A 26,698-nucleotide genomic window follows, 5' to 3' on the forward strand; every position below is an offset into this window, starting at 1 on the left:
GGCTAGAAACGCTCTGCGCGCAGCAGCGCGTAGACCAGGTAGACAACGAGGAGGGCCGAGACGATCAGCCCGAACAGGTCGGTGGTGCTCATGGGCCAGATCGTCAGCCCGGCCGCGTGCGCCTTCCGTGCAGGAACCGCGCCCCGGCATCAAGATCGTGTGAAGACGCGGCCCGTGGTCCGCCGCGACGCGTACGGTGGCGCCAGTGATCGTCGACCGGGCCATCTACCGAGACGGCGTCCGCGCCCCGGCGCCCGACGACCTGGCCGCGATCAACGCCGCCTGCCGGGGCGGCCCGGGGGTCGCGTGGATCGGCCTGTACCGGCCCGACGCGGCCGAGTTCGCCGAGGTGGCGCGCAACTTCGACCTGCACGAGCTGGCGGTCGAGGATGCCGTCACCGCGCACCAGCGGCCCAAGCTCGAGCACTACGGCGACGCGCTGTTCCTCGTGCTCCGCCCCGCGCGCTACGTGGCCGCCTCCGACACCGTCGAGTTCGGCGAGGTGCACGTCTTCGCCGCCCCGGACTTCGTCATCACCGTGCGCCACGGCGAGGCGCCGGATCTGCACCGCGTGCGCGAGAAGCTCGAGAGCCGGCCCGACCTGCTGTGCCGCGGGACCGGCACGATCGTGCACGCGATCCTCGACCGCGTGGTCGACGACTACGAGCCGGTCGTCGCCGGCCTGGAGAACGACATCGACGAGATCGAGGACGACGTCTTCGACGGCAGCCCGAGCGCCTCGCGGCGCATCTACGACCTGACGCGCGAGGTGATCGCCTTCCAGCGCGCGATCAAGCCGCTCGTGCCGATCCTCGAGGGCCTGATGCACGAGGCCGACGTCGACGACGAGGAGCACCGCTACCTGCGCGACGTGCTCGACCACGCGTTGCGCATCCAGGAGCAGGTGATGGGGTTCCGCGAGCTGCTGCAGAACATCCTCAGCACGAACCTGACGCTGGAGACCAAGGCGCTCAGCCAGGCCGCCAACACGACGAACGAGGAGGTCAAGAAGATCTCCGCCTGGGCCGCGATCTTCTTCGCGCCGACGTTCGTGGGGACGATCTACGGGATGAACTTCGACGACATGCCCGAGCTCGGCTGGGGCCTGGGCTACCCGTTCGCGCTGGCCCTGATGGTGGCGATCGCCCTCAGCCTGTGGGGCGCGTTCCGGCGCGCCGGGTGGCTCTAGGTCACCGCGCGCACGCCGGCGGTGACGACCGCGGCGATGACGATCACGGCGATCATCGGCAGGCGCGCGAGCAGCGCCAGGCCGGCCGCGGCCAGGCCGGCGACGCGGGCGTCGACGACGATCCCGTCGGGCTGGTCGGCGAACGTCTCGTAGACGACCAGCGCGCTGATCACCGCGGGGGCGATCAGCGCGATCACGCCCAGCATCCGCACCGACAACGGCCGCGTGCCCAGCACGATCGGCCCCGCGGCCTTGATCGCGACGGTGCCCACGGCGAGCGCGGCGATGACGATCCAGCCGTGGTTCACCGGCGCAGCCCCAGCAGCGCGGCGGCCGACGCGGCGATGATCGGCACGCCCGCGGGCGCCCAGGGCAGCAGCACGAGCGTGATGACCGCGGCCAGGCCGATCGCCTGCAGCGTCTTCTCCGTGCCCGTCGCGCGCGCCTCGGCGACCAGGATGCTCAGGAAGAACGCCGGGAAGATCGCGTCCAGCCCGAGCGTGGCCGGCTCGGGCAGCGCGCCGCCGGCGAGCACGCCGATCACGGTCCCGCCGATCCACCCGAAGGCCTGCGGCACCCACCCGCCGATCATCACCTCACGGCTGAAGCCGCCCTGGCCGTCGGCCGACATCGCGAAGTTCGCGTCGATGATCAGCTGCGCCTCGGCCGCGCGACGCAGGCGCCCGCCGCGCAGGGCCGGGGTCAGCGCGAAGCTCATGGGCAGGAAGCGCAGGTTCAGCAGCAGGCCCGCGGCGATGGCCGCGATGACCGCGCCGCCGCTCTCCAGCACGGTGACCGACGCGACCTGCGCGCTGCCCGCGAAGACCACGACCGACATGACGCTGGCGGCGCCCTTGCCGATGACCGGCGCGGCGATCACCCCGAAGGAGATGCCGATGGCCAGCGTGGGCAGGACGAGCGGGAGCGCCAGCCTGATGCCGTCGCGGTAGGTGCGTTGCGTGGGTTCCATCGGCGCGCGGCGGACCTTACCAGTAGAGTCTCTCAAGAGGTAAGGATGCTCGACACCACGACCCCCGAGACGATCCCCCTGCGCGGCGGCCGGCTGTGCCTGGACTTCGCCAACACCGTCGACTGGTCGGCCGACGCGACGCACCTGGCCGCGGACCCCACCGACGTCCTGACCAGCGCGGACGCGCTGCTGCGCTGGGGTCGGCGCCTCGACCTGGTCGCCGGCCGCGGCGTCGCCCCGGTCGACCGCCCCGAGCTGGCCCGCACCCGCAGCGCCCGGGACGCCATCTACCGCGTGTTCGCGGCGATCGCCGAGCAGCACGAGCCGTCACCCGGCGACCTCGCCCTGCTCAGCACCCAGCACGCCGAAGCGGCCGCGGCGGGCATCCTGCGCCCGGGCGACGACGGGTTCCGTCTGGACTGGCCGCGGACCGACCCGCGCCGGCCGCGTTTCGCCGCCGTCGTCGACGCCGTCGCCCTCTTGGCCGACCCCACCGAGCTGGCCCGCGTCGGACGCTGCCCGGGGCGCCACTGCGGCTGGCTGTTCTACGACCGCACGGGGCGACGACGCTGGTGCGCGATGCGCGCGTGCGGCAGCCGGGAGAAGATGCGCCGCCTGTACGCGCGCCAGAAGTGTGAGCAAAACGGCGCTCGTTGACTCGCCAATCGGGTACATATGACCCATGGCCGCGAACCCCACCTATGAAGAGTCCAAGCAGGTTGCGGAGGCGAGTCGCGAAACCGAGTGGAAGTTGCCGTCGTTCGGCAAGGAGCTGTTCCTCGGTTCGTTCCGTCCCGACCTGATCCACCCTCAGCCGGCCGAGCCCGCTGAGGCGACCGCCAAGGGCGAGGCGTTTCTCGCGCAGATGCGGGCCTTTCTGACCGAGAAGGTCGATCCCTTCCAGATCGAGCGCGACGCGAAGATCCCCGAGGACGTCATCGACGGCCTCAAGGAGATGGGCGCGCTCGGCATGAAGATCCCCGAGGAGTACGGCGGGCTCGGTCTCAGCCAGGTCTACTACAACAAGGCGCTGGCGCTGACCGGCACCTGGCACTCGGCGATCTCGACGCTGCTGTCGGCCCACCAGTCGATCGGCCTGCCCGAGCCGCTGCGCATGTTCGGCTCCGACGCCCAGAAGCAGGAGTGGCTGCCGAAGGTCGCGCGCACGCACATCTCGGCCTTCCTGCTGACCGAGCCCGACGTCGGCTCGGATCCCGCGCGCATGACCACCACGGCCGTCCCCACCGAGGACGGCACCGGCTACCGCCTGACCGGCACGAAGCTGTGGGCCACCAACGGCGCGATCGCCGACGTGGTCATCGTGATGGCCGTCGTGCCGAAGTCCGAGGGCCACAAGGGCGGCATCTCGGCCTTCATCGTGCCCTACGACAGCGAGGGCATCGAGGTCAAGACGCGCAACCAGTTCATGGGCCTGCGCGGCATCGAGAACTCGCTGACCACGTTCGACGACGTGCTGGTGCCGGCCGAGAACATCGTCGGCCGCGAGGGCGACGGCCTGCGCATCGCGCTGTCGACGCTGAACACCGGCCGCCTGTCGCTGCCGGCGATCTGCGCCGCGATGACGAAGTACGCGCTGAAGATCTCCCGCGAGTTCGCCGCCACGCGCAAGCAGTGGGGCGCGCCGGTGGGCAAGCACGACCCCGTCGCGCAGATGGTCGCGTTCGTGGCCGGCTCGGCCTTCGGCATCGAGGCGCTGGTCGACGTGTCCAGCCGCCTGGCCGACGACAAGCGCAACGACATCCGCATCGAGGCCGCGCTGGCCAAGCTGTACGCCTCCGAGCTGGGCTGGCAGGTCGTCGACACGATGGTCCAGATCCGCGGCGGCCGCGGCTACGAGACCGCCGAGTCGCTGCGCGCGCGCGGCGAGAAGCCGATCCCGGCCGAGCAGATGCTGCGCGACATGCGCATCAACCGCACCTTCGAGGGCTCGACCGAGATCATGCACCTGCTGATCGCGCGCGAGGCCGTCGACACCCACCTGTCGGTGGCCGGCGACATCCTCGACCCCAAGACGGCGATCGCCGACAAGGCCAAGGGCGCGCTGAAGGCCGGCGGCTTCTACGCCACCTGGTTCCCCAAGCTCGCCGTGGGCGAGGGCCAGAAGCCGGGCAGCTTCGAGCAGTTCGGTTCGCTGGCCGAGCACGCCCGGTACGTCGAGAAGGCCTCGCGCAAGCTGGCCCGCTCGATCTTCTACCTGATGGGTCGCTACCAGGCGTCCCTGGAGCAGAAGGGCCACCTGCTGGGCCGCGTCGTCGACATCGGCGCCGAGCTGTACGCGATCTCCGCGGCGATCACGTACGCCACGACGCTGGACACCGACGAGGCGCGCGAGCTGGCCGACCTGTTCGCCCACCAGGCCCATCGCCGGGCCGACAAGCTCTTCCACGAGCTGTGGGCCAACGACGACGCCGACAACTACACGGCCGCCCAGAAGGTGCTGGACGGGCGCTACACCTGGTTCGAGGCCGACGTGCTCGATCCGGCCGAGTCCAAGGCCGGCGTGGCCGAGCCGGTGCCCACGCCCGGCGACTGACGCCGTTCAGACGAAGCGATAACCGACACCCGGGTCCGTCTTGACCGCGCCCGTGCCGATCTTGCGCCGCAGGTTGGCGATGTGGGCGCGCAGGACCTGGGTGTCGTCGGCGTAGCCGGCGCCCCACACCTCCGTCAGGAGCGTGCGGTGCGTCAGCAGCCGGCCGCGGTTGCGCACCAGCGTGCGCAGCAAGTCGAACTCGATCGGCGTCAGGTGCACCTCCGCCCCGGCCACCCGGACGACCCGGGCGGCGAGGTCGACCTCCAGGTCGCCGGAGCGGACGACCGGCTCCTCGGCGCCGCCGCCGGCGCGGCGCAGCGCGGCCTGCAGGCGCGCGACCAGCTCGCGCGGGCCGAACGGCTTGGTGACGTAGTCGTCGGCGCCGGCCTCCAGCGCGCGCACCTTCTCGTCCTCCTCGCCCACCGCGGAGAGCACGAGGATCGGCATGGCCGACCACTCGCGCAGGCGCCGGGCCACCTCGATGCCGTCGCCGTCGGGCAGCACGAGGTCGACGATCGCCGCCTGCGGCGGGCGTACGGCGGCGCGGTCCAGCGCCTCCTCGGCGGTGGCCGCCTCGATCACCTCGAAGCCGGCGTCGCGCAGGATGACCCGCAGCGCGCGCAGGATCTGGTGCTCGTCGTCGACGACGAGGATCCGGGGTGGCTCGCCCGAGCTCAAGCCGTGGGGGCTCCGACCGGCTCCAGCGGCAGCTCGACGACGAACGACGCGCCCTGGCCGGGCAGCGACTCGACCGACACCTTGCCGCCGTTGGCCTCGACCAGCCCGCGCACGATGGCCAGCCCCAGCCCCGCGCCCGTGTGGCGCCGGTCCTCGCCGCGATGGAACGGCTCGAAGATGCGCTCCTGCTCGGCCCGCTCGATGCCCGGTCCGCGGTCGACCACGCGCACGACCACGCGGTTGTGCAGCGCCCGCGCGCGCACCTTGACCGCCTCACCGCCCGAGTAGCGCGCGGCGTTCTCCAGCAGGTTGGCGAAGGCCCGTTCGAGCTGGGCGGCGTCGGCCCGCACCGGCGGCAGATCGCCCAGCGACAGGTCGAAGCGGCCGTCGACCTCGTCGGCCGCGGCGACCAGGACCTCCTCCAGCGAGATCGGCTCCGGCCGCGGCCGGTCCGAGCCCGACTGCAGCCGCGACAGGTCCAGCAGCTTCTCGATCAGGCGCGACAGGCGCGAGCCCTCCGAGACGACGACGTCGGCCAGCTCCTCGCGCTCGCCGTCGCTCAGCGTCGGCGAGCGCAGCGCCTCGCCCGCGGTGACGATCGCGGTCAGCGGCGAGCGCAGGTCGTGGGACACGGCCCGCAGCACGGCGGTCTTGGCCACGTCGGACTGGCGCAGCGCCGCCGTCTCGACCACCTGGCCCTGCAGCCGCTCGCGCTCCAGCGCCGCGGCCAGCACGGGCGCCAGCGCCGGCGCGATCCGCTCCTCGAGCTCGGCGCGCAGCGGCTTGGGCAGCGCGGCGGGGACCACCAGCCAGCCCGCGTCCCCCAGCGCCACCGCCTCGCGGCGCGGGTCGGGCTCCGGCGCGGGGCCGACGAGGACCGCCGCCGAGGGCAGCGCCAGCGCCCCGGCCAGCCGCTCGGCCAGCAGCGCGAGGCCCTCGCGCAGGTCGCCTTCGCCGAGCAGCACGCGCGCGGCCTGCGCGGCCAGGTCCGCCTCGGCCCGGCGCCGCTCGGCCTCCAGCGCGCGGCGCTGGGCCAGCTGGGCGACGGCGATCACCGCGGCCGCCACGACGAGGAAGGCCAGCAGCGCGGTGACGTTGCCGGAGTCGCGGATCGCGAAGCTGCCGGTCGGCGGCAGATGGAAGAAGTTGAAGGCCACCGCGCAGGCCAGCGCGGTCACCACGCCGACCCACGGACGCCACAGCACCGAGACGACGAGCACGACGAGCAGGTAGGCGACGCCCAGCGCGGCCACCGGGGCGTGGGCGCGCAGCGGAAGGATGACCAGCGTGACCGCGGCGATCAGGAGCGCCGCCGTGAGGATGCCCACCCATGCCGCCGGCGGTGACGGGCGCGGCCCGAGCATGAGCCGAGCGTAGCTGGCTAGCGACCCGCCGCCTCGCGCAGGGCGGACGCGGCCAGCGTGACGCAGGCGTCGTGCAGCGCGCGCAGGGCGTGCTCGTCGACGAAGGCGATGGCCCGCAGCTGCCAGTCGCCGTTGCCCTCCTCCCCCAGCGGCGGGAGCTCGAGCGCCGCCTGGGCGACCGCGCCGAGCGCGCGCCCGGGCGGCGTGGTCGTCGCGCGCGCGAGCGGCACGAGGCCGGTCAGCACGCGCGCGCGGGCGCGCTCCATGCTGGGGCGGTCGCCGAACGCGCCGTTGACGCAGGCGGCGGCCAGCGCCGCGTGCGCGGCCAGCCGGCGCGCGGCCGCCAAGTGGCGGCGGAGGCTCAGCGCGTCGGCGGCGCCGGGGTCCAGCTCGCCGGCCAGCGCGGTCAGCAACGCCACCGCGTGCAGCGGCGCGCCGATCGTCTCGGTGGCGACGCCCGAGAGCGCCGCAAGCTCGTTTTCCAACGCGTCGGCGATTCCCGCCCTCCGTTCCCCCGGGTGTCCGGACTAGAACATCCGTCGAAAGATCTGTTGCAGCGCTCCATGCCGCGCGATCCCTGCCGAAAAAGAGAGAGGACGCCCCGGTGGGACGCCCTCTGGTTGCCTGGTGAACAGGCGCAAAATCAGATCTTGAAGCCCACCGTGGCGCTCCTTCCCGCCGCAAGCCCCTGCGGCGACACGCTGGTCAGAAACACACATCGAAGTCACGAGACGGGCGTTGCAGCGCCCGTCTTGTGCTGCGTGCGAACACGCAAACGGAACTGTGGCATCTCGCCCGGTCGACGCAAAGGCCGCTTTAGCGCGCTTTGCGTAGGTTTGGACGAATGTACGAGGCGGCGTCAGCCGTGCGGCTCAGCCGACGAAGGCACGCACGCGCGCCTCGATGTTCAGCTCGGCTTCGAAGTCGGCGTCCGTCGTGTGCTGGAAGCCGACGCCCGACTCGCACAGCAGCTGGATGAACACCTCGACCAGCTCGCCGTCGAGCTGGGTGCCCGACACGCGCCGCAGCTCGGCGATCGCCGCCTCCTGGGAGACGGGCGTGCGGTAGGAGTCGCGTGCGGTCATCACGTCGTACGTGTCGGCGATCGAGATCATCCGCGACAGCAGGGGGATGTCGTCGCCGCGCAGCGCGCGCGGGTAGCCGGTGCCGTCGATGCGCTCGTGGTGGCAGCGGATGATCTCCGCCACCGGGCCCAGGCCGGCGACCTTGCCGACGACGCGCGCGCCCTGCGCCGGATGCCGGCGCACGATCTCCCAGTCGTCCTCGCTCAGCCGCCGGTCGGCGAACAGGATCCGGTCGGGGAAGATGAACTTGCCGATGTCGTGCAGAAGCCCGGCGGTGTGGACCAGGTCCTGCTGCTCCTCGCTGCACCCGGTGGCCCGGGCGATGGCGCGCGCGTAGCGCGCGACCGCGGCGGAGTGGCGGGCGGTCATCTTGTCGCGCAGCGAGAGCGTCTGGACCAGCGCGGCCAGGACGCCGACCTGCAGCGAGGCCAGCTCGGTCGAGCGCGCCTCCAGCTGCTCGGCGCGCTCCTCGGAGATGAGCAGCGCGCGGGTCAGGTACTGGAAGGCGATCAGCGCGCCCAGCAGCACGACCAGGGCGGCCAGGCCGGCGGTGATGTAGGTCAGCGCGAAGGCGACGATCAGCATCGCCGCCGCGGCCTCGGAGGGCAGGATCGGCGCCAGCACCTCGCGCGCGAGCCTGGTCGGCGAGGTGTCGTAGAAGACCCACAGCCCCAGCGCGGTCAGCGCGAAGTTGGCCAGGATCGTCACCGCGTAGACGCCGAGCACGACCAGCGCGTAGGAGGCGGTGGTCGGATCGACGCCGGCGTCGACGGCGGCCCGGGCCAGCAGCGCGCCCAGCAGCGGGAAGGTCGCGTAGGTGAGGATGTTGAACAGCGCGCCGTCGATGCGCGGCCGCGTGCGCAGCGCGTCGATGCTGATCGTCAGCACCGCGATCGCCACCGCCGGGGCCGGACCCAGGAAGGTCATGGCCAGCACGAGCGCCAGGAACGAGCCCGACAGGCGCAGGCCGCGGGTGACGATCGTCAGGGCGTCGCTGATGACGGCCAGCGCGGCCAGCACGACGACGAGGGAGACGGGTTCCCAGTCGGCCGTGCGGGACTGCAGTGCGGCGACGACGAGGGCTGCGAGCAGCAGCACGCAGACGACGCCTATCTGGATCTTGCGACGCACCGTCCCGCTTATCGGCGCGAATGCACCAGAAGTTGAGCCCTGGGCGCGCTAGCGTGGCCGACCGCGTGACCGACGAACGAGCACCTCTGAGCGTTCCAGGCTTCCGGCGTTTGGCGGGGAGCTACGCCGTCAACGAACTGGGCGACAACCTCGGGGTCGTCGCGCTCGCGCTGCTGGTGCTCGAGGGCACCAACTCGGCGCTGGCCACCACCGCGCTGTTCCTGTGCTCGCGCTTCATCCCGGCGTTCCTGGCGCCCGCCCTGACCGCCCGCCTGGACCGTCAGCTGGTCAGCCGGTCGCTGCCCGCGCTGTACGCGATCGAGGCGGCCGCCTTCGCCGGCCTGGCGCTGCTGGCCGCGCACGGCTTCTGGCTGCCCGGGATCCTGCTGCTGGCCACGATCGACGGGACGCTGGCGCTGACCGCGCGCGGGCTGTCGCGCGCCGCGGTGGCCGCCGTGCTCAAGCCGCACGGCGCGCTGCGCAGCGGCAACGCCATCCTCAACGGCGCCTTCGCGCTGACCTCGGCGGCGGGGCCGGTGCTGGGCGGCGTGCTGGTCGCCTCCGCCGGTGCACCGGCCGCGCTGTGGGTCGACTGCGCCTCCTTCGCGCTGATCGCCGTGCTGCTGTTCAGCGGCCGCGAGCTGCCGCCCGGCGCACCCGACGAGGAGGACGTCGGCTGGACCGCGCGCATGCGCCAGGGCATCGCCGCCGTGCGTGAGGAGCCGATCCAGACGCTGATCGCCGCGCAGACGCTGGCCTTCGTCTTCTTCTTCCTGGTCATCCCGATCGAGGTCGTCTACGCCGTCGACACGCTCGACGCGGGCGACATCGGCTACGGCGCCCTGCTGGCCGCGTGGGGCGTCGGGCTGGTGATCGGCTCGGCGCTCTTCGCGCGCGTGCGCAACGCGCCCACGCGCGTGCTCGTGGTGTTCTCGACCGTGGCCGTCGGCGTCGGCTACCTCGGCCTGGCCGTCGCGCCGACGATCGCGCTGGCCTGCGTCGCCTCGATCGTCGGCGGGGCCGGCAACGGGCTGCAGTGGGTGTCGGTGCTGACCGCGGTGCAGGAGGCGGTGCCCGACGCGCTGCAGGCCCGCGTGGTCGGGCTGCTGGAGTCGGTCGCGGCCGCCGCCCCGGGCGTCGGCTTCCTGCTCGGCGGCCTGCTCACCTCGGTGTGGTCGCCGCGGCTGGCCTACCTGGTCGCCGGCCTGGGCGTGATCGCCGTGGCCGGGGCGATGGCCCGGCGCATCCGCCCGAGCACCGCCGGGCCATGATGCGCAAGGCCGCCGCGGGGGTACGGTGCCCGTGGTGTCCTCGATCCGCGAACCCGGCGAGTTGCTCGGCCAGGCGTCGCGCCGGTCGCGGGAGTCGCTGCGGGTGCGCGTGCAGCGGCTGCGCACCGCGGGCTTCACGATCCTGCAGTGCGCGCTGGCCGCCGGCCTGGCCTGGCTGGTGGCCAAGCACCTGGTCGGCCACGGCAGCCCGTTCTTCGCGCCCGTCGCGGCGATCCTCACCCTCGGGCTGACCTACGGCCAGCGCGGGCGGCGGGCGATCGAACTGGCCGTCGGCGTGGCGCTGGGCATCGGCGTCGGCGACCTGGTCGTGTTCATCATCGGCGCGGGCTGGTGGCAGATCTCGGTGGTCGTGGCGCTGGCCATGGCCGCCGCGGTGCTGGCCGGCGGCGGGACGCTGCTGGTCAACCAGTGCGCGGTGTCGGCGGTGCTGGTGGCCACGATCCAGGTGCCGACCAGCGGCATCGACCCGTCGCGCTGGCTGGACGCGCTGATCGGCTCGGCCTTCGCCCTGCTGGTCAACGCGATCGTGCCGACCGATCCGCTGCGCCTGGTCAAGCGCCACGTCGAGCCGGTGCTGACCGAGCTGGCCGCCGCGCTGGACGACACCGCGCAGGCGATCGAGCGCGACGACCGCGAGGCGGCCACCCGGGCGCTGACCCGCGCGCGCGGCATCGACCCGCTGATGGGCCGCTACCGCGAGGCGCTGGGCGTCGCGCGCGAGACCGTCGCGCTGGCCCCCACGCGGCGGCGCCTGCGCCCGCGCCTGGTGCCCTACGAGACCGCGGTCAGCGGGCTGGACAACGCGGTGCGCAACACGCGCGTGCTCGGGCGCGGCGCGATCCGCGCGGTCGAGCTGGACGAGCACGTCCCGCCGCTGGCCATCGAGGCGATCCGGGAGCTGGCCGTGTCGGTGCGGGCGCTGGAGCGCGAGCTGGCCGACCCCGAGCGCGACCGCGCGGCCGAGGAGGCGGCGCTGCGCGCGGCGGCCCGCTCGACCGCCGCGCTGGAGGTCACGGGCAACCTGTCGGCCAGCGTGATCGTGGGCCAGGTCCGGTCCACCGCGGTGGACCTGCTGCGCGGGATGGGCATGGACGGCGAGGAGGCGCGCAGCGCCGTTCGCGACGCACGCGCAAGACTTGGGGTCTGATGGACGAGTCGCTGAAGGGCCAGCTGCTGATCGCCGCGCCGACGTTGGAGGACCCGAACTTCCATCGCACGGTGGTCCTGGTCTGCGTGCATTCCAGCCAGGGCGCGCTCGGGCTGGTGCTCAACCGGCCCTCGCCGCTGGAGGCCGTCGAGGCGGTGCCCGAGGTCTCCGTGGCGCTGGGCGACGGCGCCGGTGCACGCCTGTGGCTGGGCGGGCCGGTGCAGACCTCGGACATCGTGCTGCTGGCCGACTTCGCCGATCCGGGCGAGTCGCTGCTGATCAGCGGCGACATCGGTCTGGTCACCGACGGCGCGCCGCTGGAGCAGCTGGGCGCGCGCACGCGGCGGCTGCGCGCGTTCCTCGGGCACAGCGGCTGGGGCCCGGGCCAGCTCGACGACGAGCTCGAGCGCGAGGACTGGATCGTCGCGCCGATGACCGCCGGCGATCCGTTCTCCGAGGCGGCCGACGACCTGTGGGTCAGCGCGCTGGAGGAGCTGGGCGGGCAGTACGCGCTGGTGGCCCGGATGCCTGATGACCCGTCGATGAACTGAGCTCACGTATGGTCGAGACATGCGCCATGTCGAAGACCTCGAGCTGAGCTACGCGGAGAAGTACTTCACGGAGGGCATCCCGAAGTGGGAGATCCCCAAGCACGCGATGCCGGCGCGCGACGCCTACCAGATGGTCAGCGACGAGCTGGCGCTGGACGGCAACCCGCGCCAGAACCTGGCCAGCTTCGTGACCACGTGGATGGAGCCCGAGGCCGACCAGCTGGCCAAGGAGGTCCTCAACAAGAACCTCGTCGACAAGGACGAGTACCCGCGCACGGAGGCGATCCACCGGCGCGTCAACGCGATGCTCGCCTCGCTGCTCAACGCGCCCGACGAGTGCACGCCGGTGGGCACGGCGACGGTCGGCTCCTCGGAGGCGATCATGCTCGGCCTGCTGGCCCACAAGTTCTCCTGGCGCAAGCGCGGCCAGGGCACCGGCCAGCCGAACGTCGTCTGCAGCGGGCTGGTGCACACGTGCTGGGAGAAGGCGGCGCGCTACTTCGACCTGGAGCTGCGGATCGTTCCGCCGGAGCCCGGCCGCTACGTGCTGGACGCCGACCGGGTCAAGGCCGTGGTCGACGAGAACACGGTCGCGGTGGGCGCGATCCTGGGCAACACGTTCACCGGCGAGACCGACGACGTGGCGGGCATCGACGCGATGCTGCGCACGCTGCCCTATGAGGTGCCGATCCACGTCGACGGCGCCTCGGGCGGCTTCGTCGCGCCGTTCCTGCAGCCCGATCTGCTGTGGGACTTCCGGCTGGAGCGCGTGCGCTCGATCAACATCTCCAACCACAAGTTCGGACTCGTGTATCCCGGCATGGGCTCGGTGATCTTCCGTGACGAGTCCGACGTCGACGACCAGCTGATCTTCGACATCACCTACCTGGGCGGCTCCTCGCCGACCTACTCGTTGAACTTCTCCCAGGCCAGCCAGGGCGTCGTGCTGCAGTACTACAACTTCCTGCGCCTGGGCTTCACCGGCTACCAGAAGGTCATGCAGGCGATCGACACCAACGCCAAGGCGCTGCGCCAGAAGCTCCGTGAGATGGAGGTCTTCGAGATGATCGGCGAGGAGACGTTCATGCCGGTCATCGCCGTGGCCATGAAGCCCGACTGCACACACGACGTGTTCGAGCTGTCCGCGCACGTGCGCGAGCAGGGCTGGATCATCCCGGCCTACAAGCTGCCGGCCAACGCCGAGGACGTGGCCGTGCTGCGCATGGTCGTGCGCGAGTCGGTCTCGCGCGACCTCGTCGACCTCCTGGCCGGTGACCTGGAATGGGCCCTGGGTCGCAGCACCGGCGCCGTCCCGCCCCACCAGCCCAAGCGTCCGATCTGCTGACGAGGAGAGCCCGCCCGATGTCCGAGCCCACGAAGTTCCTGCTGTCCGAGGATCAGATCCCCACGGCCTGGGTCAACCTGATGGCCGACCTCCCCGGCCCTGGGTTGCCGCCGTTGTCCCCCGCGACGATGGAGCCCGCGGGCCCCGCCGACCTGGCGGCGATCTTCCCGATGGCGCTGATCGAGCAGGAGGTCAGCGCCGAGCCGGAGATCGCCATCCCCGAGGCGGTGCGCGAGGCCTACAAGCTGTGGCGCCCGACGCCGCTGTTCCGCGCCCGGCGGCTGGAGGCCGAGCTCGATACGCCGGCCCACATCTACTACAAGTACGAGGGCACCTCGCCGGCGGGCTCGCACAAGCCCAACACGGCGATCCCGCAGGCCTACGAGAACGCCCAGGCCGGCATCCGCAAGATCACCACCGAGACGGGCGCGGGCCAGTGGGGCTCGTCGATCGCCTTCGCCTGCGCGCTGTTCGGGCTGGAGTGCGAGGTCTTCATGGTCGGCTCGTCGTTCGACCAGAAGCCCTACCGGCGGTCGATGATGCAGACCTGGGGCGCGACGGTGCACCGCTCGCCCTCCGACCTGACCGATGCGGGCCGGGCGAACGCCGAGCACCCGACCGGCTCGCTGGGCATCGCGATCTCCGAGGCGGTCGAGATCGCCGCCCAGCGCGAGGACACCAACTACTCGCTGGGCTCGGTGCTCAACCACGTGCTGCTGCACCAGACGGTCATCGGCATCGAGTCGATCGCGCAGATGGAGCTGGCCGGCGACGACCCCGACGTGGTCATCGCCTGCTGCGGCGGCGGCTCGAACTTCGGCGGCCTGGCCATCCCGTTCCTGCGCCGCGTGCTGCAGGGCGAGTCGAAGACCCGGTTCGTCGCGGTCGAGCCGGCCGCCTGCCCGACGCTGACCCGCGGCGCCTACCGCTACGACTACGGCGACACCGCGGGGCTGACGCCGCTGATGCCGATGTACACGCTCGGCCACGACTTCGTGCCGCCGCCCGTGCACTCCGGTGGCCTGCGCTACCACGGCGACTCGCCGCTGGTCTCGGCGCTGGTCAAGGAGGGGCTGGTCGAGGCGCGCGCGCTGCGCCAGAACGAGTGCTTCGCCGCCGCCGTGCAGTTCGCCCGCTGCGAGGGGATCATCCCGGCGCCCGAGTCCGCCCACGCGGTGCGCGGCGCGGTGCTCGAAGCCGAAGCGGCCCGCGAGGCCGGCGAGCAGCGCGTGATCCTGTTCGGCCTGTCGGGTCACGGCGACTTCGACATGGCCGCCTACGACGCCTACTTGTCGGGATCCCTCCCGGACCCGGAGTTCTCGGAGTCCGACATGGAGGCCGCGTTGTCGCGCTTGCCGGAGACCCCCGCGATCGCCTGACCGTCGTCGTCCTGGCCGTGACCGTGGCCGTGGCCGTGGCCGTGGCCGCGGTCGCGGTCGTGTCCGTGTCCGTGGTCCTCCCCACGCCCACGGTCCTCCCCATGGCCACGTGTGGCGGATTCAGTCCGACCGTCGGACTCATTTCGCCACACGTCGTCGGGCGGCGGCGGTTTCTCGAGGTGCTTGTCGTGCCCGCGCCCATGCTCCCGCTCGCGCCCATGCTCCGGCTCGGGCGGCGCCGGCTTCGCTGGCCGCGCCGGTTTGACCTTCTCGACGCGGCCCGGCTTGGGCGCCTCGACCGCCTGGAGCGCCACCGGCGACTCGGGCGCCTTCGCTGCGCCATTGGCCGCGGGCACCGCCGCCGCCGCGGGGGTGGAGGCGGTCGCCGGGCGCACCGGCTTGACCTCGCGCTTGGACGCCGCCGCATGCGTCGTCGCCGGCGCGACCGGATGGTGCGTCCCGCCGATCACGCCGCTCGTCGCCCCGCCGCCCACCAGCGCACAGCCGGCCAGCACCCCGGCGACCGCCTTGGCGGCCACGTGCGACGAGGCATCGCCCCCGCCGACCTCGGCCGCGCGCAGCACCAGCCCCGTTGGCGTCAGCGCAGAACACGCGGTGCGAACCGCCGCGCGCGCCCGGAACAGCGTGGCGCGCGCTGCGCCGGACGAGACCCCGAGCGCCCGTCCGATCTCCTCGTGCGAGCGCCCCTCCAGCTCACGTAGCAGGAGAGCGTCGCGCTGGGATGTCGGCAGCTGGGCGATCGCCGTGAGAACCGACGCCAGGCGCTCACGCTCGGCCACCTGATCCTCGGGCGTGTGCGCGGCGGCGAACTGCTCGTCGGTGAGCTCGACCTCGTCGCGCCGGCCGCGCAGCAGGTTGAGCGCCGTGTTGTGCGCGATCCGGTACAGCCATGGCCGCAGCTGCAGGTCGCGGTCGTCGCCGTTGGTCATCGCGGTGTGGGCGCTGGCCAGCGCCTGCTGCACGGCGTCCTCGGCCCGTTGCGGGCCGAGGATCCGCGTGCAGTAGCGCAGCAGCGCGGGCCGATAGCGGTGGACGATCGCGTCGAAGGCCGGCTCGTGCCCGGCGCGCGCCAGCTCCACCAGGCGCTCGTCGGACTGCAGCCGCAGCAGCGACGTGCCGGCCAGCCGGACCGGATTGGACAACAGCCCCGACGGTTGCATCCCCGCTGGCGTGCCCGCTACTTGACGAGGTCAACCTCGCGGAAGACGGCGCCGGACGTCGTCGCGCTGACCTCTGCCTCCGTGACCTTGGTGCCCGCCGTCAGGTTCTCGGTGCCGCACCGCTGGAAGCGGTGGCGCCCGTGGTCGTCGCCGTGGTGGCGGCCGCGGAACGTCGCCTTGCGGGCCGTCGGGGCGGCGCTCTCGCAGGCCAGGCGCGTGCGGTCGGTGACCTTGGCCACTAGCGTGGAGCCGTCGGTCAGCGTCAGCGTGAGCTTGCCGTCGGCGAACGAGGCGACCGTCGCCACCGGCGTGGCGGCGGCGTCATCGCCGTGATGACCGCCGTGGGCCAGGGCCGACATCGGGGCGGCGGCGAGCGCGGCGGCCGCGGTGAGGGACAGGATCGTTGAACGTCGCATGCCCCTGGGAACACGGGCTCGCGCCGAAGATCACGCGCGACGTTGCCCGACCGCCACGAGCGCGGCCCACCGCAGCAGCCCGAGCGTCAGCTTGAGGATCAGGGCGACCACCTAGGTGCCGGACTGTGGCACGGCGATCCCGCTCTCGTAGGCGAGCACCACCGCCTGCACGCGATCGCGCACGCCGAGCTTCATCAGCACGCGCGCGACGTGCGTCTTGACCGTCGTCTCGGAGACGATCAGCTCCGCCGCGATCTCGGCGTTGGACAGCCCGCGGGCCATCAGCTTGAAGACCTCGAGCTCGCGCTCGGTCAGCTCGTCCAACCCACGCGGCGGCGCGGGCGCGGTCGGAGCCGCGCGGGCGAACTCCACGATCAGCCGGCGGGTGATCGACGGGGCCAGCAGCGCATCGCCACGCGCGATCACCCGGATGCCCGCGGCCAGGTCCTCCGGTGGCGTGTCCTTGAGCAGGAAGCCCGACGCGCCGGCACGCAGCGCGTCGTAGACGTACTCGTTGAGGTCGAACGTGGTCAGCATCAGCACGCGCACGTCGGGCACGACCTCCAACAGCCGGCGCGTGGCCTCGATGCCGTCCAGCTCGGGCATGCGGATGTCCATCAGCACGACGTCGGGCTTGGCCCGCCTGGCCTGCTCGACGGCCTGCAGCCCGTCGGGCGCCTCGCCCACCACCAGCAGATCGTCCTCGGCGTCGAGGATCATCCGAAAGCCCGCGCGCACCAGCGCCTGGTCGTCGGCGATCAGGACGCGGATCGGTCCGGCCATCGCTCAGCTCACTCCCTCGCGTACCAGCGGAAGCCGCGCACGCACGTCGAACCCGCCGCCCACCCGCGGCCCGGCCTGCAACTCGCCCCCGACCACCCGCACCCGCTCGCGCATGCCGATCAGGCCGTGGCCCGGATCGCCGGCCCGCGGCGCGACCGTGCCCCGATCGGCGATCTGCAGCTCCAGCGCATCGTCGGCGTAGCGGACATGCACCGAGGTGGGCGCCGACGCGGCGTGCTTCATCGTGTTGGTCAGCGCCTCCTGGACGATGCGGTAGCCGGTCAGGTCGACGCCGGCGGGCAGCGACCGCGGCGGCCCCTCGACCTCCAGCTCGACCGGCAGGCCCGCGGCGCGCGCCCGGCCGACCAGCTCGGCGAGCTGGTCCATGCCCGGTTGGGGCGAGCGCTCCGCGTCCACGCCGAGCACGCCGAGCAGGCGGCGCATCTCGCCCAGCGCCTCGCGCCCGGTGCGCTCGATCTGCGCGGCCGCGTCGGCGGCGCGCGCGGGATCGCGCTCCAGGATGCGCCGGGCCCCGCCGGCCTGCACGACCATCACGCTCATCGAGTGCGCCACGATGTCGTGCAGCTCGCGCGCGATGCGGCGGCGCTCGTCGGCCACCGCGATCTCGGCCAGCAGCTCGCGCTCGTCCTCGGCCCGCACCGCCTCCTCGTGCAGTCGCGCGGCCAGCTCCGTGCGCGAGCGCACCAGCCAGCCGCCCAGCCAGCCGAACCCGAGGATCGCGTTGGGGAACACGTAGTCGCCCCACACCGTCGAGCCCATCACCAGGGCGATCAGCGCGGGCGCCGCCACCGCGACGAGCAGGCCGGCCAGGGCCTGGCGCCCACGCGCGTGGACGGCGGTCGAGTAGCCCGCGATGAGCACGGGGATCAGCGGCGAGACCGTCGCGTACCCGTCGATCAGCCAGGCGGCCATCGCCACCGCGACGGCCACGACGACCAGCTCGACGAGCAGCGGGTGGCGGCGGCGGGCGGCCAGCGGCAGCGTGAGCGCCAGGCCGGCCAGCACGGTCACCCACGTCGGCCCGTCGTGGGCGCCGACGACGCCCGAGACGGTGAAGGCGAGCGCGAAGGCCCCGGCCAGGAGCCAGTCGATCAGCTGCGGGGAGATGCGGCGGCGACCGATCCTCACGACGCCACCACCGGGAGCCGGGCGCGCACGGCGTGGCCGCCGCTGCGCCGCGTGCCGCTGTGCAGCTCGCCGCCGTACAGGCTGACGCGCTCGCGCAGGCCCGGCAGCGTGCGCGGATCGGCGCCGTCGTCGGTCACCTCGACCTCGATCGCCTCGCGGCCGTAGCGCACGCGCACCGCGGCGCGTCCGGCGCTGCCGCCCTGCAGCGCGCCACCCAGCGCCTCCTGCACGACCCGGTAGGCGACCAGATCGACGCCGGCCGGGACCGTCGCGCGCTCGCCCTCCACCGACAGGTCGACCGGCAGGCCGGCGGCGCTCGAGCGGCGGATCAGCGTGGACACGTGCGACAGGCTGGGCTGCGGGTCCAGCGCGAGCTCCTCGTCCTCGCGACGCAGGACGCCCAGCAGCGCGCGCATCTCGGTGAGCGCGTCGCGACCGGTGGCCTCGATCGCCGCGAAGGCCTCGCGCGCGTGCGCGGGGTCGCGCTCGGCCAGCCGCCGGGCCGCGCCGCCCTGGACGACCATCGCGCCGAGCGCGTGGGCGATCACGTCGTGCAGCTCGCCGGCGATTCGCGCCCGCTCGGCCAGCACCGCCGCCTCGGCCATCTCGGCCCGCTGGCGCTGCAGCCCGGCGGTGCGCTCGCGCAGCGTGCGGGCCAGCGCGACGCGGTCGGAGACGACGCGCCCGATGACGATCGGCCCGACCACCAGCACGAGCACGGCGAAGGTGAAGTTGCCGGCGTTGTCCGGGTAGGGATCGAGCGCCAGCGCCCCCAGCGCGCCGGCCAGCACCAGCCCGCTGCCCAGCGCGGTGCCCCAGCCGCGCGTGCGCGAGCCCACCGTGTAGCCGGAGATGAACAGCGAGAAGAACGGGACGAGCAGGTTGTCGTTGATCGCCTGGTCGCTGGACAGGATCAGCGTGTAGGCGGCGACCATCAGCGCCACCGCCGGGAGCGTCCAGCGCCGGCGCAGGGCGATGCCGAACCCCAGCACGACCACGAGGAAGCGCACGCGCAGCTCCTCGTCGGCGGGCGCGTCGATCAGCGACAGCTCGATCTGCCCCTCGATCGCGATGAACGCGCCCAGGGCCAGGTCGAAGCGCCACGGATCGAGCGCGCGGAACCAGGCGATCGTGCGACGGAGCCTGTGCACGGGCGCACCGTAACGCGCGCGCCAGCCGCCGTCGTCCTCCTTGAGGATGACCCGGGATCGGCCACCGGGAGGACCGCAGATCGCCATCGCGGCCGACGACGCCCGACGTCACGGCGGAGATCGTCCCGGCCATGCGGACATGGACCGCCGCCACCAACCCCACGAGCCGGAAGGCCGACGCATGACCGACGCGACCCTCAGCGCTTCACCCACGATCACCAGCACCGCCGTCTCGGGCACCGCGCTCACGCGCGTGTTCGGCACCGGCGACGCCGCCGTGCCCGCGCTGCGCGGCGTCACGCTCGACGTTCCCGCGGGCCAGTTCGTCGCGGTCATGGGCCCGTCGGGCTCGGGCAAGTCGACGCTGCTGCACGTGCTCTGCGGCCTGGACCGCCCGACCGACGGCTCCGTGCGGATCGCCGGCCAGGAGATCGGCCGCATGGGCGACAAGCAGCTCACGCGGCTGCGCCGCGAGCACGTCGGCTTCGTCTTCCAGGCGTTCAACCTGCTGCCCACGCTGACCGTGGCCGAGAACGTCGCGCTGCCGGCGCTGCTGGCCGGCCGGCGCACCGACCCGCGGGCGCTCGACGCGCTGCTGCACCGCGTCGGCCTGCACGAGCGCCGCGACCACCGGCCCGCGCAGCTGTCCGGCGGCCAGCAGCAGCGCGTGGCCATCGCCCGCGCGCTGATCGACACGCCGTCGGTGCTGTTCGCCGACGAGCCGACCGGCAACCTCGACTCGACCGCCGGTGGCCAGGTCCTCGACCTGCTGCGCGAGGCGGTCGAGCTCGACGGTCAGACGATCGTCATGGTCACCCACGACGCGCGCGCGGCGGCCACCGCCGACCGCACGGTCTTCCTGGCCGACGGGCGCATCGTCGCCGACCTGGCGTCCCCCACCCACGCGGAGATCACCTCCGCCTACCAGGAGACCGTGCGATGAACCGCCTGGCCCTCAGAGGACTGGCCGCGCGCCCCACGCGCACGGCCCTGAGCGCGCTGGCCATCGTGCTCGGCGTGGCGCTGGTCAGCGCCGCGCTCGTGCTCGGCGCCACGTTGAAGCGCTCCGCCGACGCGCTGACCGCGTCGGCCTACGACGGCACCGACGCGGCGCTCGTCGCCGACATGCCGTTCCGCCCGATCGTCAGCGACGGCCAGCAGGCGCCGCCGATCCCCGCCGGCGTCCTGGACCGGGCGCGCGCGGTCGACGGCGTCGGCGTCGCGGCCGGCAACGTGTCCGACCGGGCGATCCTGCTCGGCGACGACGGCCGGCCGGTCAACGACGGCCTCTCGTTCGCCGAGGGCGTCGACACGGCGACCCCGGGCGCGCTGGCGCTGACGCCGTTCCGCCTGCGCGACGGCGCGTGGCCGCGCGGTGCGCGCCAGGTGGCGATCGAGGCCGGCACCGCCGACCGCCAGCACATCGCCGTCGGCGACACCGTGCGGATCGCCGCGCGCGGCCCCGCCCAGGCCTTCGTGGTCAGCGCGGTGATGCGCTTCAGCGGGGCCGACTCGCTGGGCGGCAAGACCAGCGCGCTGGTGTTCGACCTGCCCACCGCGCAGCGGCTGTTCGACAAGCCCGGCCGCTACGACAGCGTGCTGGTGGCCGCGGGCCCGGGCACCGACCCGGCCGCGCTGCGGCGCGACCTGGCCGCCGCGATCCCCACGGTGCAGGTCACGACGGCCGCCGACCAGGACCGCTTCTCGCTGGACGAGCTGGGCACCGTGGTCAGCGTCGTGCGCACCGTGCTGACCGCCTTCGGCATCCTCGCGGTGCTGATCGGCGCGTTCACGATCCTCAACACGATGTCGATCGCCGTGGCCCAGCGCACGCGCGAGCTGGCCCTGCTGCGGATGGCCGGCGGATCGCGCGGTCAGGCGCGCCGGCTGGTGCTGACCGAGGCGCTGGTGCTCGGGCTGGCCGCGTCGGTGACCGGCCTGGTGGCCGGCTTCGGCCTGGCCAAGCTGCTCAACGGCGTGTTGGCCTCGGTCGGGCTGGACCTGCCCCATTCGGGCCTGGTCATCGAGCCGTCCGCGGTGATCGTGGCGATCGCGGTGGGAACGCTGGCCACGCTCCTGGCCGCGCTGGTGCCCGCCCGCCGCGCGACCCGCGTGACGCCGCTGGCCGCGCTCACGCAGGCCGCGGGCGCCGGCGCGGGCCGCCGCGGGCTGGGCGGGCGCCTCGTCGCGCCGCTGGTCGGCGCGCTGAGCTGGCCGGCGGCCCGAGTCGGCGGCGTGGCCGGTGGCCTGGCCCGCCGCAACGCGCTGCGCAACCCCGGTCGCACCACGCTGACGGCCACCGCGCTGGCCATCGGCGTGGCGCTGATGACCGTCGTGCTCGTCGCCACCGCGGGTTTCCGCGGCTTCGAGCGCAGCTCGCTGGAGCACCGCATCCAGGCCGCCCAGGTGGTGTCCGGGTCCGACGGCTGGTCGCCGATCCCCGACACGATCGAGCGGGCGGTGGCCGACACGCCGGGCGTGACCGCGGTGACCAGCCTGCGTCAGGACGGCGCGCTGGCCTTCGGCGGGCGCGAGCGCATCAACGCGGTCGATCCGGCCACGGTGGGCGGGCTGTTCGACTTCGACTGGGTCGACGGCTCGCCGGGCACGCTCGCGCAGCTGGCCGCCGACGGCGCGGTGCTGGACAGCGGCTTCGCCTCCGAGCACGGCCTGGCCGTCGGCGACCGGTTCACGGTCACCTCGCCGACCGGCGCCCCGGTGGCGCTGGTCGTCCGCGGCATCGAGCGCTCGCCGGTGCTGGACATGATGAACCTGGGCCCGATCACCGTCTCCGCACAGGCTTTCGCGGCCGGCGGCTGGTCGACCCAGGACCGCACGATCACGCTGGCCGACACGACGGACGCCGCGGCGCTGTCGCGCACCGTCGCGCGGTTCCCCGAGGCCCAGGTCGAGGCCAAGGCGGCGTGGATCGACGCCAAGCTGGCCGGCCTGGACGGCATCGTCGCCCTGTTCGGCGTGCTGCTGGCGCTGTGCGTGATCGTGTCGCTGCTGGGCATCGCCAACGCGATGGTCCTGGCCACGCTGGAGCGCACCCGCGAGCTGGGCGTGCTGCGGGCGCTGGGCATGAGCCGCCGGCAGCTGCGGCGGATGGTGCGCGCGGAGTCGATCGTCACCGCGCTGCTGGGCGCCGCGCTCGGCGCGCTGGCCGGGCTCGGGCTGGCGGCGATCGTCACGTCGCTGCTGGCCGACCAGGGACTGCAGTTCGTGGTCCCGGTCACCGGGCTCGTCGTGTTCGCCGTGCTGGCGGTGCTGGCCGGCACGATCGCGGCGGCGCTGCCCGCCCGGCGAGCGGCCCGGATGGACGTTCTCGGGGCGCTGGCCTACGAGTAGGTGGGACCCCGTCGGGCGGAGCGGGCATATGCTCCGCCCGATGGGGACCATCAACGCCACGAGCACCGTGGAGATCGACGCTCCCGTGGAGCGCTGCTACGCCATCGCCGCCGACCTGGAGCGCGCGCCCGACTGGCAGCGCTCCCTGCAGTCCGTCGACGTGCTCGAGCGCGACGCCGAGGGCCGCCCGACGCTCGTGGAGACCGTCTCGGACGCCAGCGTGAAGACGGTCAAGACCGTGCTGCGCTTCTCCTACGACCCGCCGGGCGCGATCCGCTGTCGCCAGGAGAAGGGCGAGCTGAAGTCGCTGGAGGGCGGCTGGACGTTCGAGGACCTCGGCGGCGGGCGCACCGCCGCGACCTACGCGCTCGACGTCGATCCCGGTCGCATGCTGGGCATGCTGCTGCGCGGGCCGGTCGTCGACAAGGTGCGCCAGGTGCTGGTCGGCGACGCCGCCGACGAGCTCAAGGCGCGGGCCGAGAAGGACTGAGCGCCGTGCGCATCCTGGTCGTCGGCTCCGGCGGCGTCGGCTCCGCGGTGGCGGCGATCGCCCGCCGGCGCGACTTCTTCGAGACGCTCGTGCTGGCCGACCTGGACCAGGCGCGCGCGCAGGCCGCGCTGGACCGGATCGGCCGCCCGGACCGGATGCAGGCGCGCTCGGTCGACGCCTCCGACGCGGCGGCGATCGTCGCGCTGGCCCGCGAGGTCGACGCCGACACGATCCTCAACGCCTGCGATCCGCGCCTGAACCCGCCGATCTTCGAGGCCGCCTTCGAGGCGGGGTGCACCTACCTCGACATGGCGATGACGCTGAGCCGGCCGCATCCCGAGCATCCGTACGAGCAGACGGGCGTGATGCTGGGCGACGAGCAGTTCCTCGAGCACGAGCGCTGGGAGATGGCCGGCCAGCTGGCGCTGTGCGGCATCGGCGTGGAGCCGGGCTTCTCCGATGTGGCCGCCCGCTTCGCCGCCGATCACCTGTTCAGCGAGATCGACGAGCTGGGGGTGCGCGACGGTGCCGACCTCGTGGTCGCCGGCTACGACTTCGCCCCCACCTTCTCGATCTGGACGACCATCGAGGAGTGCCTGAACCCGCCGCTGATCTGGGAGAAGGGCCGCGGCTTCTACACGACCGAGCCGTTCTCCGAGCCCGAGCTGTTCCGGTTCCCCGAGGGCATCGGCGAGATCGAATGCGTCAACGTCGAGCACGAGGAGGTCGTGCTCATGCCGCGCTGGGTCGACGCGCGGCGGGTGACGTTCAAGTACGGCCTGGGCAGCGAGTTCATCGACGTCCTGCGCACCCTGCACAAGCTCGGCCTGGACTCGACCGAGCCGCTGTCGGTGCGCGGCGTGCCGGTCTCCCCGCGCGACGTGGTCGCCGCCGCGCTGCCCGATCCGGCGACGCTCGGCGACAAGATGACCGGCCGCACCTGCGCGGGCACGCTGGTCACGGGCACCGGCCAGGACGGCAACCCGCGCGCGACCTACCTCTACCACCTGGTCGACAACGAGCGCACGATGCGCGAGGACGGCTCGCAGGCCGTCGTCTGGCAGACCGCGATCAACCCGGTGGTGGCGATGGAGCTGATCGCCTCCGGCGTGTGGAGCGGCGCGGGCGTGCTCGGCCCGGAGGCGCTGGACGCGGTGCCGTTCCTCGACCTGCTGGCCGACTACGGCGCGCCGCACGGGGTCGACGAGCGCGACCCCGCCAATCCGGCGGCGTAGACGGAGTCAGTAGACGACGGCGCCGGCGGTGGACGCCGGCGTGGCGTCCGGTGAGACGTCGTCGGGGCTGTTGACCAACGCGCCCTCGGGCGCCTGGACCGGACCGTCGAGCAGCGGGTCGCCCGTCTCGTCCATCCAGCGCTCCAGGCGCGCGCGCAGCTCCTGCACGACCGGCGCGTACGTCGGGTCGGCGGCCAGGTTGGCCGCCTCGTTGGGATCGAAGACGAGGTCGTAGAGCTGCTCGGAGGCCACCGACCGCTCCAGCCAGCCGTGCTCCAGCCACAACGTCTTGGACGGGCCGTCGTCGGTGTTGGCCGGAACCACCCCGTCGTGGCTCTCGTCGAAGCGCCGGATGTACTTCCAGCGGCGCGTGCGCACCGAGCGTTGCGGCTCGTAGGCGGCGTGGTAGGTCAGCTCGGCGAACACCGCGTCGTGCAGCTCGGCCACGGCGCCCTGGGCCAGCGGCAGCAGCGAGCGCCCCTGCAGCCAGTCGGGCGCGTCGATGCCGGCCAGCGCGCAGATCGTCGGGAACAGGTCCAGGTGGGTGACCAGCGCGTCCTGCACGGTACCGCCGGTGAAGCCGCCCGGCCCGCGCATGATCAGCAGCACGCCCAGGCCGCGGTCGGTCAGCGTCGCCTTGGCGCCCGGGAAGGCCAGGCCGTGGTCGGTGGTGAAGATGACCAGCGTGTCCTGGGCCAGGCCGGCGCTGTCCAGCGCGTCGAGCACGCCGCCGACGCCCTGGTCGAGCTTGCGCGCGCTGGCCTTGAAGGCGGCCATGTCGCGACGCGTCTCGGGCGTGTCGGGCAGGTTGGCGGGCGGCAGGCCGTACAGCGCATCGCGCGCGGACACGGGCTCGGCGAAGTCGCGGTGGGTCTCGATGAAGCCGACCGAGGCGAAGAACGGACGGTCCTTGGGGCGCCGCTCGAGCATCGCCCAGAACTCGGGCACGACCGTGTCGGCGTGGTGGTCGGGCAGCTCGGCGACCTCGTCGTAGCCCAGCGCGCCGGGATCGACGCTGACGTGGGACTCGCCGATCAGGCTGGTCCAGTAGCGCGCCTCGCGCAGCGTGTGCACGAGGTGCTGGGTGTGGTCGTTCAGCGCCCAGCCGCGGTGGGCCAGGCCGAGCATGCCGTTGGCGTGCGCGTGGCGGCCGGTGAGCAGCGCGGCGCGGCTGCCCGAGCAGGCGGGCACGGTGCAGAAGGCCTGGCGGAAGAGCACCCCCTGGTCGGCCAGACGCTGGATGTTCGGCGTCGGAATGGCGTGGCCGTAGGGCTGGACGTAGCGACCCGTGTCGTGCGAGTGAACGTAGAGGACGTTGGGAATACGGGGGGTCATGACGTCGATGTCCTCAAGGTAGCAATCTCGATCGGATTGGTCGGTAAATGCCGGGAGCCCGCGAAACGTCCTACTTCGTCTGCGCCACCCCGCGCAGTGGCAGCACCCTCGTCTGCGAGGCGCTGACCGCGACGGGCGTCGCCGGACGGCCGGCGGAGTACTTCGAGGCCCTGCGCGGAACCGACGTCCCGCGCCAGCCTCAGGAGTACTTCGACCTGCCGGACGCCGAGCTTGAGGCGCTCCTGCCTCGCTTCGAACCGACGCCGGCGCCCGAGCTGGCCGGCGCCGCCACCTACCTCGACTACCTGGCCTGGGTCCGCGGTCAGGGCACCACGCCCAACGGCGTGTTCGCCGCCAAGCTCATGTACGGCTACCTGGGCGAGCTCACCGGGCGTCTGCGCGACACCGGGCGCTTCGACGGCGACGACCTGCGCGTCCTGACGTCGGCCTTCCCGGGCGCCCGCTTCGTGCGCGTGGTGCGCCTGGCCAAGGTCGACCAGGCGGTGTCGCTGTGGACGGCGATCCAGACGCAGACCTGGCGCGCGGGCGTGGCCAGCGCGCCGGTCGGCCGCGAGCCCGTCTACCACCGCCGGGCGATCGCCCACCTCGTGCGCTACCTGACCGCGCACGAGGACCAGTGGGGCAGCTTCTTCGCGCGGGCCGGCGTCCTGCCCCACACGATCCTGTACGAGGAGCTGATCGAGAACTGGGACGAGACGCTGCGCCAGGCGTTGGAGTACCTCGAGATCCCCGCGGCCGCCGACGTCGAGCTCCCGCAGCCGCCGCTGCAGCGCCAGTCCGACGGCCGCTCCCGCGACTGGGTCGAGCGCTTCCTGGAGGACGAGCGCGGCGCGGTCCGCGCCGCCTGACTCGCACACTCGCCGACCGCGCTCAAATTCCCCTCCGCGCGGCCGACCGAGCG

26 protein-coding genes are annotated in these 26,698 nt (G+C 73.3%); 13 read left to right on the forward strand and 13 right to left on the reverse strand.

From position 1 onward, the window contains the following. Positions 1-2: 2 nt before the first annotated feature. On the reverse strand, positions 3-92 hold the full coding sequence (gene kdpF / locus ACZ5UI_RS16920) for a K(+)-transporting ATPase subunit F (protein ID WP_464188970.1): 90 nt from the start codon (positions 90-92) through the stop codon (positions 3-5). A 113-nt stretch (positions 93-205) separates the two neighbouring features. On the opposite strand from kdpF, the gene corA reads away from it, so the two are divergent. After that, positions 206-1,189 (forward strand): magnesium/cobalt transporter CorA, encoded by a 984-nt coding sequence (gene corA, locus ACZ5UI_RS16925; RefSeq protein ID WP_464188972.1) that lies wholly within the window; start codon positions 206-208, stop codon positions 1,187-1,189. Here corA and ACZ5UI_RS16930 read toward each other — a convergent pair. After that, positions 1,186-1,497 (reverse strand): AzlD domain-containing protein, encoded by a 312-nt coding sequence (locus ACZ5UI_RS16930; RefSeq protein WP_464188974.1) that lies wholly within the window; start codon positions 1,495-1,497, stop codon positions 1,186-1,188. The two genes, corA and ACZ5UI_RS16930, sit on opposite strands and share 4 nt — an antisense overlap. Further along, positions 1,494-2,159: an AzlC family ABC transporter permease gene (locus tag ACZ5UI_RS16935; protein WP_464188976.1), complete on the reverse strand. Its 666-nt coding sequence runs from the start codon at positions 2,157-2,159 to the stop codon at positions 1,494-1,496. The genes ACZ5UI_RS16930 and ACZ5UI_RS16935 overlap by 4 nt, the downstream gene beginning before the upstream one ends. A gap of 45 nt (positions 2,160-2,204) precedes the next feature. On the opposite strand from ACZ5UI_RS16935, the gene ACZ5UI_RS16940 reads away from it, so the two are divergent. Together ACZ5UI_RS16940 and ACZ5UI_RS16945 are read left to right on the forward strand one after the other, a co-directional pair. Then, positions 2,205-2,816 carry a CGNR zinc finger domain-containing protein gene (locus ACZ5UI_RS16940; RefSeq protein ID WP_464188978.1) on the forward strand — a complete coding sequence of 204 codons (612 nt, stop codon included), beginning with the start codon at positions 2,205-2,207 and terminating at the stop codon, positions 2,814-2,816. A gap of 25 nt (positions 2,817-2,841) precedes the next feature. Next, positions 2,842-4,713, forward strand: a complete 1,872-nt coding sequence (locus ACZ5UI_RS16945; protein WP_464188980.1) for an acyl-CoA dehydrogenase family protein — start codon at positions 2,842-2,844, stop codon at positions 4,711-4,713. Positions 4,714-4,719: 6 nt separating this feature from the next. Here ACZ5UI_RS16945 and ACZ5UI_RS16950 read toward each other — a convergent pair whose 3' ends face one another. From ACZ5UI_RS16950 to ACZ5UI_RS16965, 4 genes are all read right to left on the reverse strand, one after another. Further along, positions 4,720-5,391, reverse strand: coding sequence for a response regulator transcription factor (locus ACZ5UI_RS16950; protein WP_464188982.1), 672 nt, complete (start codon positions 5,389-5,391; stop codon positions 4,720-4,722). Next, positions 5,388-6,755, reverse strand: a complete 1,368-nt coding sequence (locus ACZ5UI_RS16955) for a sensor histidine kinase (protein ID WP_464188984.1) — start codon at positions 6,753-6,755, stop codon at positions 5,388-5,390. Before ACZ5UI_RS16955 ends, ACZ5UI_RS16950 begins: the two co-directional genes overlap by 4 nt. A gap of 17 nt (positions 6,756-6,772) precedes the next feature. Beyond that, positions 6,773-7,240 carry a hypothetical protein gene (locus ACZ5UI_RS16960; protein ID WP_464188987.1) on the reverse strand — a complete coding sequence of 156 codons (468 nt, stop codon included), beginning with the start codon at positions 7,238-7,240 and terminating at the stop codon, positions 6,773-6,775. A gap of 387 nt (positions 7,241-7,627) precedes the next feature. Continuing rightward, entirely contained in the window at positions 7,628-8,971 is a 1,344-nt protein-coding gene (locus ACZ5UI_RS16965; protein ID WP_464188989.1) for an HD-GYP domain-containing protein, read from the reverse strand. Positions 8,972-9,081: 110 nt separating this feature from the next. Between ACZ5UI_RS16965 and ACZ5UI_RS16970 the strand changes: the two genes are divergently transcribed. Genes ACZ5UI_RS16970 through ACZ5UI_RS16990 form a run of 5 tightly spaced genes read left to right on the forward strand, consistent with a single transcriptional unit; the run spans position 9,082 to position 14,685 of the window. Continuing rightward, positions 9,082-10,242: an MFS transporter gene (locus ACZ5UI_RS16970; protein WP_464188991.1), complete on the forward strand. Its 1,161-nt coding sequence runs from the start codon at positions 9,082-9,084 to the stop codon at positions 10,240-10,242. Positions 10,243-10,276: 34 nt separating this feature from the next. Continuing rightward, positions 10,277-11,410 (forward strand): FUSC family protein, encoded by a 1,134-nt coding sequence (locus ACZ5UI_RS16975; protein ID WP_464188994.1) that lies wholly within the window; start codon positions 10,277-10,279, stop codon positions 11,408-11,410. Then, the gene (locus ACZ5UI_RS16980; protein ID WP_464188996.1) at positions 11,410-11,961 is read left to right on the forward strand and encodes a YqgE/AlgH family protein; all 552 of its coding nucleotides are present in this window, start codon (positions 11,410-11,412) and stop codon (positions 11,959-11,961) included. Before ACZ5UI_RS16975 ends, ACZ5UI_RS16980 begins: the two co-directional genes overlap by 1 nt. 19 nt (positions 11,962-11,980) lie before the next feature. Then, positions 11,981-13,306, forward strand: a complete 1,326-nt coding sequence (locus ACZ5UI_RS16985; protein ID WP_464188998.1) for a glutamate decarboxylase — start codon at positions 11,981-11,983, stop codon at positions 13,304-13,306. Between the two features lie 17 nt (positions 13,307-13,323). Next, positions 13,324-14,685, forward strand: a complete 1,362-nt coding sequence (locus ACZ5UI_RS16990) for a TrpB-like pyridoxal phosphate-dependent enzyme (protein ID WP_464189001.1) — start codon at positions 13,324-13,326, stop codon at positions 14,683-14,685. Here ACZ5UI_RS16990 and ACZ5UI_RS16995 read toward each other — a convergent pair. From ACZ5UI_RS16995 to ACZ5UI_RS17015, 5 genes are all read right to left on the reverse strand, one after another. Next, positions 14,592-15,848: an RNA polymerase sigma factor gene (locus ACZ5UI_RS16995; RefSeq protein WP_464189003.1), complete on the reverse strand. Its 1,257-nt coding sequence runs from the start codon at positions 15,846-15,848 to the stop codon at positions 14,592-14,594. The two genes, ACZ5UI_RS16990 and ACZ5UI_RS16995, sit on opposite strands and share 94 nt — an antisense overlap. A gap of 35 nt (positions 15,849-15,883) precedes the next feature. Then, positions 15,884-16,282 carry a hypothetical protein gene (locus ACZ5UI_RS17000; protein WP_464189005.1) on the reverse strand — a complete coding sequence of 133 codons (399 nt, stop codon included), beginning with the start codon at positions 16,280-16,282 and terminating at the stop codon, positions 15,884-15,886. A 111-nt stretch (positions 16,283-16,393) separates the two neighbouring features. Beyond that, on the reverse strand, positions 16,394-17,065 hold the full coding sequence (locus ACZ5UI_RS17005) for a response regulator (RefSeq protein WP_464189007.1): 672 nt from the start codon (positions 17,063-17,065) through the stop codon (positions 16,394-16,396). 3 nt (positions 17,066-17,068) lie between these two features. Next, positions 17,069-18,214 carry a sensor histidine kinase gene (locus ACZ5UI_RS17010; protein ID WP_464189010.1) on the reverse strand — a complete coding sequence of 382 codons (1,146 nt, stop codon included), beginning with the start codon at positions 18,212-18,214 and terminating at the stop codon, positions 17,069-17,071. Next, entirely contained in the window at positions 18,211-19,365 is a 1,155-nt protein-coding gene (locus ACZ5UI_RS17015) for a sensor histidine kinase (RefSeq protein WP_464189012.1), read from the reverse strand. The genes ACZ5UI_RS17010 and ACZ5UI_RS17015 overlap by 4 nt, the downstream gene beginning before the upstream one ends. 181 nt (positions 19,366-19,546) lie before the next feature. Between ACZ5UI_RS17015 and ACZ5UI_RS17020 the strand changes: the two genes are divergently transcribed. Genes ACZ5UI_RS17020 through ACZ5UI_RS17035 form a run of 4 tightly spaced genes read left to right on the forward strand, consistent with a single transcriptional unit; the run spans position 19,547 to position 24,441 of the window. Then, entirely contained in the window at positions 19,547-20,308 is a 762-nt protein-coding gene (locus ACZ5UI_RS17020) for an ABC transporter ATP-binding protein (RefSeq protein ID WP_464189014.1), read from the forward strand. Further along, the gene (locus ACZ5UI_RS17025; protein ID WP_464189016.1) at positions 20,305-22,716 is read left to right on the forward strand and encodes an FtsX-like permease family protein; all 2,412 of its coding nucleotides are present in this window, start codon (positions 20,305-20,307) and stop codon (positions 22,714-22,716) included. The genes ACZ5UI_RS17020 and ACZ5UI_RS17025 overlap by 4 nt, the downstream gene beginning before the upstream one ends. A 40-nt stretch (positions 22,717-22,756) precedes the next feature. Beyond that, positions 22,757-23,206 (forward strand): type II toxin-antitoxin system RatA family toxin, encoded by a 450-nt coding sequence (locus ACZ5UI_RS17030; RefSeq protein ID WP_464189018.1) that lies wholly within the window; start codon positions 22,757-22,759, stop codon positions 23,204-23,206. Positions 23,207-23,211: 5 nt separating this feature from the next. Continuing rightward, positions 23,212-24,441, forward strand: a complete 1,230-nt coding sequence (locus ACZ5UI_RS17035) for a saccharopine dehydrogenase family protein (RefSeq protein WP_464189021.1) — start codon at positions 23,212-23,214, stop codon at positions 24,439-24,441. A gap of 6 nt (positions 24,442-24,447) precedes the next feature. Here ACZ5UI_RS17035 and ACZ5UI_RS17040 read toward each other — a convergent pair whose 3' ends face one another. Further along, positions 24,448-25,776 carry a sulfatase family protein gene (locus ACZ5UI_RS17040; RefSeq protein WP_464189023.1) on the reverse strand — a complete coding sequence of 443 codons (1,329 nt, stop codon included), beginning with the start codon at positions 25,774-25,776 and terminating at the stop codon, positions 24,448-24,450. Positions 25,777-25,823: 47 nt separating this feature from the next. Between ACZ5UI_RS17040 and ACZ5UI_RS17045 the strand changes: the two genes are divergently transcribed. After that, positions 25,824-26,645 carry a Stf0 family sulfotransferase gene (locus ACZ5UI_RS17045; protein WP_464189025.1) on the forward strand — a complete coding sequence of 274 codons (822 nt, stop codon included), beginning with the start codon at positions 25,824-25,826 and terminating at the stop codon, positions 26,643-26,645. Positions 26,646-26,698 lie beyond the last annotated feature (53 nt).

This window comes from Conexibacter sp. JCM 18997, assembly GCF_055391915.1.

Excerpts from the sequence above, each read along its gene's own strand:
- ACZ5UI_RS16940 (WP_464188978.1), top strand. The coding sequence starts at position 2,205 with ATGCTCGACACCACGACCCCCGAGACGATCCCCCTGCGCGGCGGCCGG.
- ACZ5UI_RS17025 (WP_464189016.1), top strand. The coding sequence starts at position 20,305 with ATGAACCGCCTGGCCCTCAGAGGACTGGCCGCGCGCCCCACGCGCACG.
- ACZ5UI_RS16945 (WP_464188980.1), top strand. The coding sequence starts at position 2,842 with ATGGCCGCGAACCCCACCTATGAAGAGTCCAAGCAGGTTGCGGAGGCG.
- kdpF (WP_464188970.1), bottom strand. The coding sequence starts at position 92 with ATGAGCACCACCGACCTGTTCGGGCTGATCGTCTCGGCCCTCCTCGTT.
- ACZ5UI_RS16990 (WP_464189001.1), top strand. The coding sequence starts at position 13,324 with ATGTCCGAGCCCACGAAGTTCCTGCTGTCCGAGGATCAGATCCCCACG.
- ACZ5UI_RS17000 (WP_464189005.1), bottom strand. The coding sequence starts at position 16,282 with ATGCGACGTTCAACGATCCTGTCCCTCACCGCGGCCGCCGCGCTCGCC.
- ACZ5UI_RS17030 (WP_464189018.1), top strand. The coding sequence starts at position 22,757 with ATGGGGACCATCAACGCCACGAGCACCGTGGAGATCGACGCTCCCGTG.
- ACZ5UI_RS16980 (WP_464188996.1), top strand. The coding sequence starts at position 11,410 with ATGGACGAGTCGCTGAAGGGCCAGCTGCTGATCGCCGCGCCGACGTTG.
- ACZ5UI_RS17045 (WP_464189025.1), top strand. The coding sequence starts at position 25,824 with ATGCCGGGAGCCCGCGAAACGTCCTACTTCGTCTGCGCCACCCCGCGC.
- ACZ5UI_RS17020 (WP_464189014.1), top strand. The coding sequence starts at position 19,547 with ATGACCGACGCGACCCTCAGCGCTTCACCCACGATCACCAGCACCGCC.
- ACZ5UI_RS16985 (WP_464188998.1), top strand. The coding sequence starts at position 11,981 with ATGCGCCATGTCGAAGACCTCGAGCTGAGCTACGCGGAGAAGTACTTC.
- ACZ5UI_RS16935 (WP_464188976.1), bottom strand. The coding sequence starts at position 2,159 with ATGGAACCCACGCAACGCACCTACCGCGACGGCATCAGGCTGGCGCTC.
- ACZ5UI_RS16955 (WP_464188984.1), bottom strand. The coding sequence starts at position 6,755 with ATGCTCGGGCCGCGCCCGTCACCGCCGGCGGCATGGGTGGGCATCCTC.
- ACZ5UI_RS17040 (WP_464189023.1), bottom strand. The coding sequence starts at position 25,776 with ATGACCCCCCGTATTCCCAACGTCCTCTACGTTCACTCGCACGACACG.
- ACZ5UI_RS17005 (WP_464189007.1), bottom strand. The coding sequence starts at position 17,065 with ATGGCCGGACCGATCCGCGTCCTGATCGCCGACGACCAGGCGCTGGTG.